The 16,157-nt window shown below is 29.8% G+C and carries 17 protein-coding genes; 1 reads left to right on the top strand and 16 read right to left on the bottom strand.

All coding sequences use genetic code 11. The features are described 5' to 3' along the window. Window positions 1-40: 40 nt before the first annotated feature. The 15 genes from LJD32_RS08480 to LJD32_RS08410 all read right to left on the bottom strand — a co-directional run bounded on the left by LJD32_RS08480 (window position 41) and on the right by LJD32_RS08410 (window position 13,884). The gene (locus LJD32_RS08480; RefSeq protein WP_227392156.1) at window positions 41-1,150 is read right to left on the bottom strand and encodes a metallophosphoesterase; all 1,110 of its coding nucleotides are present in this window, start codon (window positions 1,148-1,150) and stop codon (window positions 41-43) included. A gap of 34 nt (window positions 1,151-1,184) precedes the next feature. Next, window positions 1,185-2,351 (bottom strand): transcription termination factor Rho, encoded by a 1,167-nt coding sequence (gene rho / locus LJD32_RS08475; protein ID WP_175301708.1) that lies wholly within the window; start codon window positions 2,349-2,351, stop codon window positions 1,185-1,187. A 78-nt stretch (window positions 2,352-2,429) separates the two neighbouring features. Beyond that, window positions 2,430-3,599, bottom strand: a complete 1,170-nt coding sequence (locus LJD32_RS08470) for a MupG family TIM beta-alpha barrel fold protein (RefSeq protein ID WP_227392155.1) — start codon at window positions 3,597-3,599, stop codon at window positions 2,430-2,432. A gap of 76 nt (window positions 3,600-3,675) precedes the next feature. Then, window positions 3,676-4,842 (bottom strand): cation diffusion facilitator family transporter, encoded by a 1,167-nt coding sequence (locus tag LJD32_RS08465; RefSeq protein WP_227392154.1) that lies wholly within the window; start codon window positions 4,840-4,842, stop codon window positions 3,676-3,678. Then, window positions 4,839-5,180: a hypothetical protein gene (locus LJD32_RS08460; RefSeq protein ID WP_032090190.1), complete on the bottom strand. Its 342-nt coding sequence runs from the start codon at window positions 5,178-5,180 to the stop codon at window positions 4,839-4,841. Before LJD32_RS08460 ends, LJD32_RS08465 begins: the two co-directional genes overlap by 4 nt. A 58-nt stretch (window positions 5,181-5,238) precedes the next feature. After that, entirely contained in the window at window positions 5,239-6,024 is a 786-nt protein-coding gene (locus LJD32_RS08455; RefSeq protein WP_227392153.1) for a histidinol-phosphatase HisJ family protein, read from the bottom strand. An 81-nt stretch (window positions 6,025-6,105) separates the two neighbouring features. Then, entirely contained in the window at window positions 6,106-7,590 is a 1,485-nt protein-coding gene (locus tag LJD32_RS08450) for a family 1 glycosylhydrolase (protein ID WP_227392152.1), read from the bottom strand. Between the two features lie 92 nt (window positions 7,591-7,682). Then, complete coding sequence (gene hisIE / locus LJD32_RS08445) at window positions 7,683-8,321, bottom strand: bifunctional phosphoribosyl-AMP cyclohydrolase/phosphoribosyl-ATP diphosphatase HisIE (RefSeq protein WP_032090192.1); 639 nt, start codon at window positions 8,319-8,321, stop codon at window positions 7,683-7,685. Continuing rightward, window positions 8,321-9,088 carry an imidazole glycerol phosphate synthase subunit HisF gene (gene hisF / locus LJD32_RS08440; protein WP_032090193.1) on the bottom strand — a complete coding sequence of 256 codons (768 nt, stop codon included), beginning with the start codon at window positions 9,086-9,088 and terminating at the stop codon, window positions 8,321-8,323. The genes hisIE and hisF overlap by 1 nt, the downstream gene beginning before the upstream one ends. Beyond that, window positions 9,070-9,795, bottom strand: a complete 726-nt coding sequence (gene hisA, locus LJD32_RS08435; RefSeq protein ID WP_032090194.1) for a 1-(5-phosphoribosyl)-5-[(5-phosphoribosylamino)methylideneamino]imidazole-4-carboxamide isomerase — start codon at window positions 9,793-9,795, stop codon at window positions 9,070-9,072. The genes hisF and hisA overlap by 19 nt, the downstream gene beginning before the upstream one ends. Next, on the bottom strand, window positions 9,789-10,397 hold the full coding sequence (hisH, locus tag LJD32_RS08430; protein ID WP_227392151.1) for an imidazole glycerol phosphate synthase subunit HisH: 609 nt from the start codon (window positions 10,395-10,397) through the stop codon (window positions 9,789-9,791). Before hisH ends, hisA begins: the two co-directional genes overlap by 7 nt. Continuing rightward, window positions 10,398-10,985 (bottom strand): imidazoleglycerol-phosphate dehydratase HisB, encoded by a 588-nt coding sequence (gene hisB / locus LJD32_RS08425; RefSeq protein WP_032090196.1) that lies wholly within the window; start codon window positions 10,983-10,985, stop codon window positions 10,398-10,400. A 2-nt stretch (window positions 10,986-10,987) separates the two neighbouring features. Continuing rightward, window positions 10,988-12,286, bottom strand: a complete 1,299-nt coding sequence (gene hisD, locus LJD32_RS08420; RefSeq protein ID WP_175301716.1) for a histidinol dehydrogenase — start codon at window positions 12,284-12,286, stop codon at window positions 10,988-10,990. A 1-nt stretch (window position 12,287) separates the two neighbouring features. Further along, the gene (gene hisG, locus LJD32_RS08415) at window positions 12,288-12,917 is read right to left on the bottom strand and encodes an ATP phosphoribosyltransferase (protein WP_032090198.1); all 630 of its coding nucleotides are present in this window, start codon (window positions 12,915-12,917) and stop codon (window positions 12,288-12,290) included. Window position 12,918: 1 nt separating this feature from the next. After that, window positions 12,919-13,884: an ATP phosphoribosyltransferase regulatory subunit gene (locus LJD32_RS08410; RefSeq protein WP_119363490.1), complete on the bottom strand. Its 966-nt coding sequence runs from the start codon at window positions 13,882-13,884 to the stop codon at window positions 12,919-12,921. A 446-nt stretch (window positions 13,885-14,330) separates the two neighbouring features. On the opposite strand from LJD32_RS08410, the gene gdhA reads away from it, so the two are divergent. Next, window positions 14,331-15,674 (top strand): NADP-specific glutamate dehydrogenase, encoded by a 1,344-nt coding sequence (gdhA, locus tag LJD32_RS08405; RefSeq protein ID WP_032090200.1) that lies wholly within the window; start codon window positions 14,331-14,333, stop codon window positions 15,672-15,674. A gap of 23 nt (window positions 15,675-15,697) precedes the next feature. Here the strand turns inward: gdhA and LJD32_RS08400 are convergent, their stop codons facing one another. Continuing rightward, a complete protein-coding gene (locus LJD32_RS08400; RefSeq protein ID WP_227392150.1) occupies window positions 15,698-16,084 on the bottom strand; it encodes a hypothetical protein in 387 nt (128 codons plus the stop codon). Window positions 16,085-16,157 lie beyond the last annotated feature (73 nt).

Raw genomic sequence — 16,157 nt, 5'->3', positions numbered from 1 at the left:
CTTAAAAAAAATCTAAATTATTCTAAAGATTTCTAAAGAATTATATTTTTTCTAAATATCCGCTTTCTATCCAGCCTATTTCTTTATTTTTGATAATATAGGCAAATTTTCCATATAATCCTATTACTTTAACATCTTCATTTTCATGAACCGTTATAAAATGATCAATATAATCATCTAAACAATAAAAGTGTTTATTTTTCAAATAAATAAATTCATTTTTGATCCATAACATTTGGTTTGTATGAATAACTTTACAAAATGAAAATTCTTCTCTTTTTTCTAAAATTTCTATTTCAAAATTTGGCCAGGAAACCTTATGATTTTCCTTATTTTCTACAAATTTGTCTTGTTTTATTCTATAGATTGGTAAAGGTTGTACAAAATGATTCTTAAAAGTTAAATTCTTACCATCATTTTCAATAATAAGTGCATTCAATTGACTGATAAATTTAACCCCTGTTCCACCATCAATACTAATTATTTTTTTATCAAAATCCATCAAAACATCATTTTTAATTTGATCTTGATAAAAATTTGACGTTGGTAAATGACCTACTATGACATATTTTTTTAAACAATGACCTACTTTTTGAAAATCTCTTTTTTCGATAAATGAAGAAAGCGGTGCATTTTGCCAATCATTTTTGTTTTCAATCCCAGCATGAATACATAAAAAATCATCGGTTTCTATTGAAGTAGGCAAACTCGCTATATAATTAAGTTCTTCTTGTAAAGATTCTCTTACAATTTTTTGTAAGATTTGTGGTTTTTCTTTCTTCAAATCTAAATGTTTTCGAGAAACAATTTGATCAATCATTCCACTTTTACCAATTTTACGTAAGTAATGTAACATTTCTTGGCAAAGACCATCATCATTAATCAATGCATCTAAAGCATATTCACAATTACCTAGTAAAACATATACCCTTGGGCTTTTTTGTTGTAAATATTGAAGATAGTGTACTGTTTCTATGGCTTGTGTTCCCTTTTCTACAAAATCTCCATCAATAATCAAATAGTCTTGTGTAGTATATCGTGCTTCTTTTAAAAGCTGTTTGAAACGATCTAAATGACTATGAATATCAGAAACGACAATACATCTATAAGGTTTTTCTATATTTAGTTTTTCATGTCTTATTTCTATCATATATCACCTATTTAAAAAGGATAGAAATTCTATCCTACTTTCTTTTTAACATTGTTTCAATAAGTTCATCATTATTTTTAGTATTTCTAAATAATAAAAGCGCATCATCTAAATTTTGACTCGCACGTGTCCCATTTAATGAATAATGAATCATATGGTTCACTTGTAGTTCTTTTTCACTTAATAATAAATCTTCTCTTCTTGTTCCAGATTTAGCTATGTCGATTGCTGGAAAAATGCGTTTTTCTTGCATTGCACGAGATAATACAAGTTCCATGTTTCCTGTTCCTTTAAACTCTTCATAAATAACATCATCCATACGACTTCCTGTATCTACAAGAGCAGTTGCAAGAATCGTCAAACTTCCCCCTTCTCTCATATTTCTGGCCGCACCAAAAAATCTCTTTGGCATATAAAGACAGTTTGGATCTAATCCCCCTGAAAGTGTTCTTCCTGATGGCGAACAAATCAAATTATAAGAACGTGTTAAACGTGTTATACTATCTAATAAAATCATTACATCTTGACCATGTTCAACAAGACGTTTTGCTCTTTCAATGACCATTTCTGATACTTTTTTATGTCGATCTGGTGTTTCATCAAACGTTGAATAAAGAACTTCCACATTATCTCCTTCAACAGCTTCTTTAATATCCGTTACTTCTTCTGGTCTTTCATCAATTAATAAAATTAAAATATGTATATCTTTATTATTTTCTTTAACAGCTAAAGCTATATCTTTTAAAAGCGTTGTTTTTCCTGCTTTTGGAGGAGAAACAATAATTCCTCTTTGACCTTTACCAATAGGAGCAAGTAAATCTATCATTCTCATTGCTATTTTTCCATTTTTGCCAACACTAATTTTTTCATTTGGAAAAATTGGTGTTAAGCTTTCAAAGGATTTTCTTTTCATTGCTGTTTCTAAATCATAATGATTGATTTTTTGAATATGTAAAAGAGATCTAAACTTTTCAGATGCTTTTGGTTCCCTAACAACACCTGTAATAAAATCACCTGTTTTTAATTTAAATTTATAAATTTGTGATTGAGAGACATAGACATCATGAGGATCTGATAAATAATTTGCATTTCTAATAAAACCAAATCCATCAGGCAATACTTCTAAAAAACCTGTTGTAATGATTCCATCATCTAATGAATCTTTTGTATATTCTTTCTTTTCTTTTTTTGTATTTTCCATAATATCACCTCAACCATTATGTCATATTTTCTTCTTTTTAGCTATAAAAACAAAAGAAAAAGTAGATTTCTATCTACTTTATTCAACAAAGGTAAAAACATCTTTTGCTTTAATATGTTCTAAAATAAAGATTTCATTTTCATCAATATGTCCTAATAAATTTCTTTGACCATCTACCTTCATTTCTTTTAAAACGATTTGAATTTCTCCTCGATAATGTACAAGATTGTCATTGACAATTACAACATCACCCCTTGTATAGTACGCTTTATCACAAGGACGACATGGAATTTCTTTTCCTTTATAAATCATTCTTGTCCAACGTGAACGTAACATATAATTCATACAATCACCTAAATCACTATGACTTGGATAATTAAATAAAATTTCTTTTTCCAAAGCAGTAATACCCTTATCTAAATGAATCTTAAAAGGTATTCTTTTAGTTAAACCATGGGGCACAAAATCTGCTAAAAAACCTAAAGATTCATTTTTAGGAATATCTACATATACTTGTTTCATTACTTGATCGATTGCTTTAAATTCTTCATCACTAGCATAGGCATTTCCAATGATTATTTCATCTACATTGTCTAAAGCTAAACAGTGTTTTAATTGAATTTCTATCGGCATATCTCGATGTTCTTCAATGGTTGGAAGACCATCACTCACTGGCCATGGTCCATGACTTCCTTTAACTAAATTTGAAATAAAGATAGCTACCGGAATATTTTTAGCTTTCCAATAATTATTAATATCATTAATAGCTTCTAAACTTGGAGCCGTATATCTTTCTGGATAGAAATTATGACATGTAGAAATATTTTCTGGTTTAGCTCCATTTTTAATAGCTGTTTCAATGACATCAATAAAACTTGTAGACATTTCAATTTTAATGCCTTCTTTATTATTAATAAGAGTGGCATCCCTTTCATCATTAAAACTAAAATCCATTCTTAAAATATCTACCCCAATATTTTTAAAAACCGAAAGATCTGTTTCTGTTGCTTCTAATCTATGAAATAACTCACTATTACAGTCACCAGAAACAATCATGCCATATTTATGAACGATTTTTGTAAAATCTTTAAAATAAGCAATAATTTCTTCTTTTGTCCCTGGTACTGAAAACATGCTTGTAAATACTTTTTTAAAACCATAAGTCGATGCTTTTTTTAAATAGGCATCAATTTCTTCTAATGTTTCTTGTTCTGGATATAAAGAAACACCTAACATTACTTTTTTCATAAACATCCTCCTCATAAACATTATTCTATCATGTATATACAAGTATCACAATAAATAAAAAGAGGATTTCTCCTCTTTAAACAAAAGCATGATCAATTTCAATGACACAATGATATTCGTCACTGATTTGTTTGACTTCAGCACTTATTTTATTCTTTAAAATTTGATGACTAATTTGATCATTAGCTGGTATTAAAACATCAAATATTAAATTTGTATGATTCTTTCCTGGAACCATTCTAAAATCATGAATCGAATAATGTTCATCTATTCCTTTTACAATTTCTAAAACTTGTTGTTTTAAAGCTAATAACCTTGGATTATGCACATCCACTGGATCATAATGAATGGTCGTATGAATATGATATTTTTCTTGAATTGCTCTTTCAATATCATCGATTTCTTCATGAATTTTCATAACATCTTCTTGACAATCTACTTCCACATGAAGTGTCATAAACATTCTTCCTGGTCCATAATCATGCATCATTAAATCATGAATACCTAAAGGTTTATCATATGACATAATAAAATTTTCAATGTCATCTATCAAGGCTTTATCAGGTGCCAATCCTAATAAAGGATTGATTGTATCTTTAAATACATTAATTCCTGCAAAAATAACAATTAAAGAAACAATTGTCCCAATAATTCCATCAACTGGTAAATCAGTTATCAATGTAAGTATTAAAGAAACAAGTGTTGCAAATGTTGTCACAACATCATTTAAACTATCTTGTCCTGCAGCTTTTAAAGATGATGAATCAATTTTTTTACCAATTTGATTATTAAAATAATACATCCATAGCTTCACTAAAATAGAAAATATTAAAATCACTACTGCAACAAATGAAAACATAACTTTTTCAGGATTAAAAATCTTAACAACTGATTCTTTTAAAGATTGAATACCTACTACTAAAATTAAAAAAGCAATCACCATTCCTGCAATATATTCATAACGTCCATGACCATAGGGATGATCTTTATCAGGATGTTTATTAGCAAGTTTAAAGCCAAATAAAGAAGCTAAATTACTTCCTACATCCGATAAGTTATTTAAACCATCTGCTTGAATAGCAACCGAATGAACAATTAAACCAATTGTTATTTTAAAAATAACTAAAACAATATTGCATATAATGGACAAAATGGAACATAACGTTCCATAAGCTTGTCTTACTTTTTGATTTTTATAATCATCATAATTTTCAATAAATCTTTGTGTTAAAAAATGAATCATGATAAAACATCATAAACAAAAATATTTTGTTTATCTACCTTTATTAATTCAACTTCTTCTAATTCTTTTAAATATTTATTTACTTTTTCTTGATCAACTTCTTTATTAGCAAGTATTGCAAGATTTACTTGAATTTGGGGATTATCCACTTTAATATAAGCTGTATTTTCAGTTGTATAACCTGCTTTATTTTTCATTGTTTCTAGAATTGAAACATAAGCAAGTTTTGTTTCTAATCTTAAACTTTTATAATGATCAAATAATACCTTTGGCATATAAAATTCATCCTTTGATTTTTCAATAACTTCTTTTAAACTTTCTTTAGTATATAATTCCATACTTCTTCACTCCTTTTGTTTTTATATTATACCATATCTAGAAAAAAAGAACATTGTGTTAATCTCTTTTTCTTTGCGTAAATGTACTGACATCGTCAAAACCAATTTCCTGATATTTTTTTGCTACATTTAAACAATTTTCACCAACACGTTCACTTGTATGACTATCAGTACCAATGGTAATAATACGTCCTCCTAAATCATAGTAACGTTGTACCTGTTCAAAATTAGGAAATCCACATGTTTTTAAATCTCGATATCCCGATGTATTGACTTCAATACCTTTTCCTTTTTGAACAAGTGTTTTAAAGATTTCATCTATAATATCTTGATATTTTTGATGATCAACAGTTTTATCCTCATAAGGTCCATATCTTACAATATAATCTAAATGGCCTAAAACATTAAAACAATCGAAAGCTTTTACACATTTTAATGTTTCTTCAAAAAATTCACGATGTGCTTGTTCCTTTGTTTTTCCTTTAAAAAATTCACCATAATAAAATTCTGTATGATGAATCACATGAATAGATCCAATAACAAAATCAAAAGGATATTGTTGAATTAAATTTTCAATTTCTTCTTGATGATCTAAATCCAATCCCATTTCAATACCCCATTTAATTTTTATTTGATCTTTGAATTCCTCTTTTAAACTTTGAATCTCTTGATAATAGTTTTCAACATCTAATTCAAAAGAATCTATTGGATAATCAAAATCACGATGATCTGTAAAACAGATTTCATCTAAATTCATTTCTATTGCTTTTAAAACATGTTCTCTAGGATTTGCCTCACTATCCCCTGAAAAATGTGTATGCATATGATAATCTATAACTCTCATATTTTATCCTCCATTTTTCCTTATTATAACAAATAAGAGAAAATATTGCTATTTTCTCTTATTCATAAATTATCTGTTAAATTAATCTAAATCAGTTCCGTTTGATTCTATTACTTTTTTATACCAATAGAATGAATCTTTTGGTCTTCTTGATAAATCTCCAGTTCCATCATCATGTTTATCTACATAAATGAAACCATAACGTTTTCTCATTTCTCCAGTTCCAGCAGAAACTAAATCAATACATCCCCATGTTGTATAAGCAATTAAATCAACCCCATTATCACAAGCAGCTGACATTGCTTCAATATGTGGTCTATAGTAATCAATACGATAATCATCATGGATTGATCCATCTTCTTCTACTGTATCATAAGCACCTAGTCCATTTTCTACGACCATTAGTGGAATTCTATAACGGTCATAGATTTTTTCTAATGAATATTGAAGCCCTAATGGATCTAAAGCCCATCCCCAATCTGAATAAGTTAAATATGGGTTACGAATACCTGCCGCAAAGTTACCTTGTACTGTATCTTCTGTTTCATGAGTTGTCACATTGTTTGTCATATAGTAACTATATGTAAACATATCAACAACACCTTCTTTTAAGACTTTTAAATCTTCTTCAGTGATATCTAAATCTGTAATGTTATGTTCTTTCCAAATTCTCTTTGCAAATGGAGGATAAGCACCAAAGCATTGAACATCTCCACAATACCAGAAGTTTTCTTCCATTGTTTGTTGATTTAATAACATGTCTTTTGGATCACATGTATGTGGATATGTGATTGCTCCTGCAAGCATACATCCAATTTTGTTTTCAGGATCAATTTCATGTCCTAATTTAACGGCTTTTGCACTTGCCACAAATTGATAATGTAAATGTGTTAAACGTTTTTTGTAATCTTCATCAGTTGTCCCATCACCAAACATATTAATAACATTTAAAGTATTATTGATTTCATTAAATGTTAGCCAGTATTTAACAAGTCCTTTGTATTCAGTAAAGACTGTTTTACAGTATTTTACAAAGAAATCAATGTATTGACGATCTTGCCAATCTCCATATTTTTCTACTAAATAAATTGGTGTATCAAAGTGATGAATCGTAACTAATGGTTCAATATTATATTTTCTTAATTCTTTGAAAACATCTCTATAAAATTCAATACCTTCTTGATTAGGTGTTTCTTCATCTCCACGAGGATAAATTCTTGACCAAGAAATAGACATTCTAAACATCTTGAATCCCATGTCTGCAAATAATTTAATATCTTCTTTATAATGATGATAGAAATCAGTACCTTCATGATTTGGATATAAGTATCCATCTAAACAAGCATAATGATCTCCACCTTCTGGTAAAGCATCATCAAAATGAACTTGTGGTGTTGCATGTGCATTTCCATCTTTATCGATCCAAGTTACTTTTCTTGGCTCTTTAACACTTCCACCTGTTGTAAAGTCTGTTAAGGCTGGACCACGTCCACCTTCATTCCATCCACCTTCATATTGGTTTGCAGCTGTTGCTCCTCCCCAAAAAAATCCTTCTTTAAATCCCATTTGAATTCCTCCTTTATCATTGATTATTATTATATTCATTTTCATGTATTCGTTTACATTTTTTCATAATATGAAACATAAAAAGAGAAGATTTAATAATCTCCTCTTGTATGAAATTCTTTTTTGTTTCCAGTTACTTGATGTCTTTCTTTAAGTTTATTTTGAATATCTTCTAAACTGACACCTCGATCATTCATTAAAACAAAAGTATGGAATAATAAATCAGATATTTCTCCAACCAATTCTTCTTTATTATCATTTTTTGCTGCAATAATTGTTTCGCTTGCCTCTTCACCCACTTTTTTACAAATCTTATCAACCCCTTCATTCAATAAGTAATTTGTATAAGATTTTTCAACTGGATGAATCTTACGATCAGCAATTGTTTTTTCCAATTCTCTAAAAATATCTCTTGCATCATAAGCTTGTACTTCATTAAAGAAGCATGAATAAGCCCCAGTATGACAAGCCGCTCCTGTTTGTTTGACATAAATCAATAAAGTATCTAAATCACAATCTAAATACATTCCTTTAATATCTTGAAAATGTCCTGATTCTTCTCCTTTATGCCATAACTTTTGTCTACTTCTTGAATAAAAAACAGTTTGTTTAAGTTCTAACATTTTATCATAAGCTTCTTCATTGACATAAGCTAACATTAATACTTCTTTTGTTTGATAATCTTGGACAATTGCTGGAATTAATTCCATTTTATTAAAATCTGGTCTCATTATCTTGTTCTCCTTACATTTATACCATGTTTTTTACATTCATTTCTTACATCTTCAACAGTTGCTTCATTAAAGTGGAAAAGTGAAGCCACTAATGCTGCATCAACATTTGTTTTTTCAAAAACATCAACAATATCTTGAATACTTCCACAACCACCTGAAGCAATAACTGGAATATCAACAGCCTTACAAACAACATTAAGCATTTCAATATCATAACCCGCTTTAGTTCCGTCAGCATCCATCGAAGTAAGCAATACTTCTCCAGCACCTAAACTTTCGCATTTTTTTACCCATTCAATTAAATCTAAACCTGTATTTTCTCTTCCACCTTTAACGTAGACATCCCATCCACTTTGGTCTTCTCTTTTTTTGGCATCAATAGCAATTACTACACATTGAACCCCAAATTCATCAGCTGCTTCTTTAATTAGTTGAGGATTAGCAATTGCTGCAGAATTAATAGAAACTTTATCAGCACCTGAGGCAAGAATCATTCTAAAATCATCTAATGTTCTAATTCCACCTCCTACTGCTAGAGGAATTGTTAGTTCTGAAGCCCCGCGTTCAATAATATCTTTCATAATGCCTCTATCTTCATAAGAAGCTGTAATATCCAAAAAGACAACTTCATCTGCACATTGTACGTCATATTTTTTAGCAAGTTCAATAGGGTCTCCAACATCTTTTAATCCAACAAAATTGACTCCTTTAACCACTTTCCCATCTTTGATATCCAAACAAGGAATTATACGTTTTGTAAGCATTTGATTGTCTCCTTTAAATCAATTTTCTTTTCGTAATAAGCTTTTCCAACGATACATGCATAATAATCTTTTTGAGCAACTTTTTGGATATTATCAAAATCTTTAATTCCTCCAGAAACAACAAATTGAATTTGACTGTTTTTAGCGATTTCATCATACATTTCAAAATTAGGTCCTGTCAAAGTTCCATCTTTAGAAATATCTGTTGCTACAATATAGCCAACACCAATAGATTCCAAATATTGAATAAATTCAATATAAGGCATTTGACTTGTTTCTAACCATCCTGCTGTAGAAACAAAACCATTTTTAACATCTACACCGACAACTATTTTCTCACTACCATATTGTCTTAATACTTCTTTTAAAAATTTGGGGTCTTTTAAAGCTGCCGTTCCTAAAATAACACGATCAATTCCTACTTCATCTAAATAGAGTTGAACTGTTTTTAAATCACGGATTCCTCCACCAAGTTCTATTTTCATTTTTGTGCTATTTCTAATTTTTTTAATCGTTTCTAAATTTTTAGCAAAACCATCTTTAGCGCCATCTAAATCTACAACATGTAAATAAATAGCTCCTGCTTTTTCAAAAGTTTGAGCAAGTTCTTCTGGATGATCACTATAAACCGTTTTTTGATTATAATCTCCTTTAAATAAACGTACTGCTTGTCCATCTTTTAAATCTATTGCTGGAATAACTAACATTCGACCATCTCCTTAAACGCAAGTAATATTTTATGTCCAACCATTCCTGATTTTTCAGGATGGAATTGGCACCCAATGACATTTTTATTTTGCACTAAAGCTGTAACTTTAGTAGTTCCATAATCTGTATACGCTACAAGATTTTCATCTTTACAATGTGCCATATATGAATGTACAAAATAAACATCATCATTTTCATGTACATATTTCAAAATTGGTTGATGATTTGTTATATGTAATTGATTCCATCCCATATGAGGAATCTTTTCATCAATATCCATATAACGTACTGAACCTGGAATAAATCCTAGTCCTTTTGTTTCTTTTACTTCACACCCTTTTTCAAATAAAATTTGCATTCCTAAACAAATCCCAAGAATAGGAATTCCTGCCTCTTTTCGCTCTGTTAAAATATCAACTAAATGATACTTTTCTAAATTTTTCATTGCAGTAGGAAAAGTTCCTACTCCAGGTAAAACAACTCCCTTAGCTTCTTTAATAACTTTTTCATCTCTAGAAACAACAGCTTCAAGTCCAATTCTTTTAAAAGCACCGACAACACTTTTTAAATTTCCTACATTGTAATCAATAATAACAATCATTTATAAAACTCCTTTTGAAGAAACGATCTTATCTTTATTTTTTTCATCAATGCGTACCGCCTCTTTTAAAGCTCTTCCAAAAGCTTTAAAACATGCTTCGATTACATGATGAACATTATTTCCATAAGCCTCATTTAAATGCAATGTTGCATTCATATTGTAAGCAACCGCTCTAAAAAATTCTTCTGTCATTTCACTTTCATAATTTCCTAAATTAACTTTAGGAATATCTACATTAAAAACAAGGAAACTTCTTCCTGAAATATCTAAATTGCATGTTACTAGTGCTTCATCCATAGGAATTGTAAAATGCCCATAACGTGTAATACCCTTTTTATCACCTAAAGCTTCTAAAATAATTTTACCTAAAGCAATTCCCATATCTTCAACGCTATGATGACTATCTACTTCTAAATCACCATGACAAATCATTTTGATATCCATTTCACTATGGAAAGCAAGCAAGGTCAACATATGATCAAAAAAACCAATCCCTGTTTGAATCTCTGCTTTCCCTGTACCATCTAAATTAATTTCTAAACTAATTTGTGTTTCATTTGTATTTCTTTCTAGTTTGGCTTCTCTCATGATTATTCCTCCTCAAAACGTACAGCAATACTATTTGCATGAGCATCTAAACCTTCACTTTTTGCGAAAGTTTGGACATCATCTTTAAATGTTTCTAAAACATCTTTTGGATAATAACTATAAGATGAATATTTAACGAAATCATAAACACCTAACGCTGAATAGAATTTAGCTGTTCCTCCTGTTGGTAAAACATGGTTTGTTCCTGACATATAATCACCTAGAGGTTCTGGTGAGTATTCTCCAAGGAAAATAGAACCTGCATTTTTAATATAAGGAAGTGTATTGACTGGGTTTTCAACTAAAACTTCTAAATGTTCTGGCGCTAAATAATTAGATACTTCAAAAGCTTCTTTTAAGTCTTTTACAAGAATTGCTCCTCCATAATTTTGAAGAGATTCTTCAATAATTTCTTTACGTGATAAATAAGCCATTTGTCTTTTGAGTTCAACATTGACTTTTTCAACAAGTTCTTTACTTGTTGTTACAAGCATTGCACTAGCAAGTTTATCATGTTCTGCTTGTGACATTAAATCAGCAGCAATATATTTAGGATTCGCATTTTCATCAGCAATAACTAAAACTTCGCTTGGACCTGCCACCATATCAATATCGACAACCCCATAGCTTAATTTTTTAGCTGTCGCAACAAAGATATTTCCTGGTCCTACGATTTTATCTACTTTTTCAATTGTTTCTGTTCCATTAGCGATAGCAGCAACCCCTTGTGCTCCACCAAATTTATAAATAGTATCAACACCTGATACTTTTGCAGCTGCAACAATAACAGGATTAACTTTGCCATCTGCTTTAACCGGTGTAATAATGACTAAATCTTTAACTCCAGCAAGTTTTGCAGGAATGGCATTCATTAAAACTGTTGAAGGATAGGCAGCTGTTCCACCTGGAACATATAAAGCAACTCTTTCAATTGGTCTTACCATTTGTCCCATGATCACTCCGTTATCTTTATATAATGACCATGATTTATCAATTTGATTTTTATGGAATTCTGTAATTTGTTGTTTTGTTCTTTCAAGGATTCTTATGTAATCTTGATCCACTTGTTTTAAAGCTTCTTCTTTTTCTTGATTTGAAACAACGAAATCATTTTCATCTTTAATTTGATAACCATCAAATTTTCGACAATAGTTGATCAAGGCTTGATTTCCATTTTTTCTAATATCATTAATAATATCATTTACGGCATTATTAACTTCTATCGAAATTTCTTCTTTTCGATTATTTAATTTTTGTGCAATTTCTTTTAAATTCCCATCATATTCAATTACTTTAAGCATCTTAATTTCCCCCTATTACTTTTTCTAATTGATTTACAATATTCATAATTTCATCCTTCTTAAATTTAAAAGCTACCTTATTAACAATCATTCTTGTTGAAATATCACTTACTTTTTCAATTACTTCTAGACCATTTGCTTTAAGAGTTGAACCTGTTTCAACAATATCAACGATTGCATCAGAAATTCCTGTCACTGGTCCTAGTTCAACAGAACCTTCTAATTTAATAATTTCCACATCTTCTTGTTTAGAAGCAAAATATTTCTTCGCAACATTTGTATATTTGCTGGCAATCTTTTTACGACGATTAAATACTTTATTTCGATATTCTGGATAAGCAGCTACTGCGAAATAACATTTTCCTATTTCCAGATCAAGAAGTTCATAGTAATCTTCAAAATCTACATCATCCAACGTATCCTTTCCTACAAAACCAATATCAACAATCCCATGTTCCAAAAATGTAACAACATCATTGGGTTTACCAAAAATCATTGAAATTCCATCTTTTGTTTCAATTAATAATTCTCGATCTTTATTAAAAATAGGATCCATATCAAAACCTGCTTCTGCAAGCAGTTTACATACTTGTTTTTCGATTCTTCCTTTAGTAATAGCTATTTTAATCATGTTACTCTCCCTCTTTTTCAATGGCTTTTAAAATATGATTCATATGAAAGCAGAACCCAACAGCTGTTTTATCAACATTAAATCTAGGAAGCAAATCATCATAACGTCCTCCTGATAAAATTGGATTTGCACTTTGATCACTATATCCTTTAATCATAAAGCCTGTATAATATTTCATGGTTGGAACCATTCCTAAATCAAAAATAATTCCTTCTTTACTATCTAATGATTCATAAAGATCTTTTAATTCTTGTAATGCCCCTAACAAAACAGAATCTTGACATTTATCCATCATTTGATGAAGTAAATCAATATTTCCAAAACATGTTGGTAAAGATAACAGCAATTGATTCAAGCTTTCTTCAAAATCATTTTTAGAAACAAAACGTTTCATTTCACTAATATCTCTTAATCTTAAAATATCTTCTAATTCATTTCTTTGATTTCCCACCAATTCTAATAAACGATTATAGAATTTAGCAGAGCCCAATTCTAAAAGAATATTTTTTAATGAAATTCCTGGTAAAGATTCTTGAATCATTGTCATAACTTCCTTATCTCCTTGAAGTCCTGGCTTATTCATTAATTCTACACCACCTTGAAAAAACTCACTGCTTCTTCCTTTATGCATTGTTTCTTTACGATACACTTTTCCAAAATAACTGTAACGCGCTTCCCCTTCATTTGCACTATTAGCATATAATCTAGCTAGTGGTATTGTAAAATCTAAACGCATGGCAACGTTTTTACCTTCGTGATTGATATATTGAAACATCTTATCAACCGTAAAACCACAATCCAATTTTGTATATAAATCAACATATTCAAATGATGGCATCAACACTTCATTGTACCCATGATTTGAAAAAACATGTCGTAAATGATTTTCAATTTCCCTTAATTTTTCTACATTTGTAATAATTGCATCTATGCTTTCTTCAGGTATCAAATATTTAAACTCTTCCATAAAAATCCCCCTTATTACTAAAAAAACGAGTCATCTAATGACTCGTTTCAACATCATTAGATACAGCTTAATTGTGATAGACAAAATGGGCTGTATCATAAATGATATAACCCTACTTTTTCCAATGATGGTGATGTAATTGTGTGTTATTTAGTATTTTCATAGTAATCACCTCTTGTTGTGCTTTATTCTAGCATAGATTGTATACAAAGAAAAGATAATTATGTATTTTTATGAAATATTTTATACTTTAAACACTTTATTGTATACAAATCATAAGTTGTAATTTTTTATTTTTTGATAATGATTGTATACAATTTTTATCGTGATAAAACACGTTGTGTAGTATTTTTATTATCACGATAACTTATTTATATGATAATTTTTTCTTAATTTATTCATTTATTATTATTAAAGATGTATGATAGCCCTAGGAGGATATAACAATGGAATATATTGAAAGAGTATTAACAAACTTAAAAGCTAAAAATACTGATCAACCTGAATTTATCCAAGCCGTTGAAGAAGTATTAGAAAGCTTAGAACCAGTAATCAAAGCTCATCCTGAGTATGAAGATATGGCTATTTTAGAAAGATTAACTGAACCAGAAAGAACTTTAATGTTTAAAGTACCTTGGATGGATGATCAAGGTAAAGTTCAAGTAAACAGAGGATATCGTATTCAATTCTCTAGTGCTATTGGACCTTATAAAGGTGGTTTAAGATTCCACCCTTCTGTTAACCTTGGAATTATTAAATTCTTAGGATTCGAACAAATTTTCAAAAACTCATTAACAACACTTCCTATCGGTGGTGGTAAAGGTGGCTCTGATTTCGACCCACAAGGTAAATCAGATGCTGAAGTTATGAGATTCTGTCAATCATTCATGACTGAATTATATCGTCACATTGGACCTAGCGTTGACGTACCTGCTGGAGATATCGGTGTTGGTGGTAGAGAAATCGGATATTTATTTGGACAATACAAACGTATTAAAGATGCTTATGAAAACGGTGTTTTAACTGGTAAAGGTATGACTTATGGTGGTTCATTAATTAGACCAGAAGCTACTGGATTTGGTGCTGTATACTATGGTAAAGAAGTATTAGCTCATTTCAACGATACTTATGAAGGAAAAACAATTGCTGTTTCTGGATATGGTAACGTTGCTTGGGGTGTATGTATCAAAGCTAAAGAATATGGAGCAAAAGTTGTTTCTATTTCTGGTAGAGATGGATACGTTTATGATCCTGATGGAATCAATACTGATGAAAAAATTGATTTCTTATTAAAAATTCGTTCATCAAATGATGTTAAATTAAAAGACTATGCTGAAAAATTCGGATGCGAATTCCATCCTGGTGAAAAACCATGGGGATTAAAAGTAGATATGGCTTTCCCTTGCGCTACTCAAAATGAAATTGGTGAAGAAGAAGCTAAACAATTGATCGCTAATGGATGTAAATACATCATCGAAGGTGCTAACATGCCAAGTACACCTGAAGCAATTGCTTACTTTACAGCAAATGGTGGTACTTTAGGACCTGCAAAAGCTGCTAACGCTGGTGGTGTTGCTGTTTCAGCATTAGAAATGTCTCAAAACTCTATGAGATATAACTGGACAAGTGAAGAAGTTGATGAAAAATTGCATAATATCATGAAATCAATTTTCAACAACTCTGTTGCTGCTGCTGAAAAATATGGATTAGGATTTGACTTAATCAAAGGTGCTAATATTGCTGGTTTTGAAAAAGTAGTAGAAGCTATGATTTCTCAAGGAATCTATTAATAAACAAAAAAATGGACAGGAGATTAAATCTCTTGTCCATTTTTATATTGATTAAATTTTTTATCTAATTCTTCATAAAATGATGTAGCGTTTATTAAATAAATATTTTTTGTATGATTATTAAATTGTAATTCAATTCGATGTTTTGAGTTAAGTGAATATGCTGTTAAATCCTTAAATTCAATCATTTGAGGCATAAAACCGATTCCCTTAAAGAAATATACTAATAAACCATCTTCAAAAACAGAAGCGTTAAAACGTATTAATAAAGTAGGAAGTACCCCTAACGCTAGTAATAAAACAACCACTAATTTCATTCGATCATAGCGAAAATAAATTCCACTAAACGCACATAAAATAACCAAAATAATTGAAATAACGACCATTCTTAAATCTTTATATTTAAACATAACTTTTCTCCTTTAAAGATAAAAAAATGGTGGTTCCGGGCGGAATCGAACCACCGACACGAGGATTTTCAGT

Origin of the sequence: Faecalibacillus sp. TM498 (genome assembly GCF_020589955.1) — a bacterium.
In the GTDB taxonomy this organism is placed as follows: Bacteria; Bacillota_I; Bacilli_A; order Erysipelotrichales; family Coprobacillaceae; genus Faecalibacillus; species Faecalibacillus intestinalis.
Note: the sequence above shows the minus strand (reverse complement) of the source record. Positions and strands in the feature narration are given on the sequence as shown.